1 protein-coding gene is annotated in these 1,210 nt (G+C 75.5%); it reads left to right on the top strand.

The genetic code is table 11. The features are described from left to right. On the top strand, nucleotides 1–946 hold a 946-nt coding region (locus tag ACREP4_RS16970), incomplete at its 5' end, for a DUF222 domain-containing protein (RefSeq protein WP_431597376.1). Between the last annotated feature and the right edge of the window lie 264 nt (nucleotides 947–1,210).

The following is a 1,210-nucleotide window of genomic DNA, read 5'->3' as shown; positions in this document are numbered from 1 at the left end:
GTGGCGGGCCGAGGGGGCGCGGTCGACGGCGGACCTGCTGGCGCGGCGGCTGCGGCTGACCCGGGGGGAGGCGCGCGCGCAGGCGGAGACGGCGGTCGGGCTGGAGTCACTGCCCGAGACCGCCGCCGCGGTCCGCGCGGGGACGATCGGTCTGGGGCAGGCGCAGGTCGCGGTGCAGGCCGCCAAGGAGCTGCGCCCGGACGTGCGGGAAGAGTTGGACCGGCTGGTCGCCGGCGGCGGCGGCGGGCTGGACCGCCGGCGGCTCCGCGAGCGGGTCGACGAGTGGACGCACACGGTCGACCCTGAGGCGCTGGGCGGGCGGGAGCGGCGCGCGTGGGCCAACCGGCGGCTGTCGCTGACCGCCGACACCCCGGACGGGGCCCTGCGCGGAGGGTTCGAGCTGGACCCGCTCGGCGGCGCCACGCTGACCGCCGCGTTGGACCCGCTGGCGCGCAGGACCGGCCACGCCGACGACCGCACGTACCCGCAGCGGATGGCCGACGCGCTCGTCGAGCTCGCCCGACGCTCACTCGACGCCGGCGACCTGCCCCAGGTCGCCGTCCAGCGCCCGCACGTGATCCTGATCGCGACCGCGGAGGCGCTGGAGGGCGAGGCGGGGGCGCCGGCGGCGCGCCTGGACGGGGTCGGCCCGGTCAGCTCTGCGACCGCGCGGATGGTCTGCTGCGACGCCGAGACCGACCGCGCCAACCTCCCCCACCCACCCTTAACCGAACCCGCAACGGGGACGTCCTCGACGCGGGCCGCACGCAACGCCAGCCGACCCGCCCTCAGCGGGTCGCGGTCATCGCCAGAGACCAGACCTGCGTCGGCTGCGGCGCGCCGGCGTCCCGCTGCCAGATCCACCGACCACGCCAACCTCCCCCACCCGCCCACCCTGAAGGAACACGCGACCTGGGACCCACAGACGAGGACAACCTCTGCTTAACCTGCTGGACGTGTCACCACAAAATTCACGAGGACGGCTGGCTCGTCGCCCGCGACCCGGACACCGGCCGGTTCAGCATGCACCCGCCCGACCCGCTGGCCCGGCCACACCGGCGACGAGCCGGCTGACCCGTCCCTGACACCACCCACCGACACATGCCAAGAGCCGTATTTCTGCTCATGGTCGGCGCAGGCCCGTATGCCTTGGACGTGATGTGGGTGGCACCAGCGCAAGGCCCCGGGCGAGCGTCCGGGGCCTTGACGG

This window comes from Stenotrophomonas sp. (assembly GCF_050737575.1).
Lineage (GTDB): Bacteria > Pseudomonadota > Gammaproteobacteria > Xanthomonadales > Xanthomonadaceae > Stenotrophomonas.
Note: the sequence above shows the minus strand (reverse complement) of the source record. Positions and strands in the feature narration are given on the sequence as shown.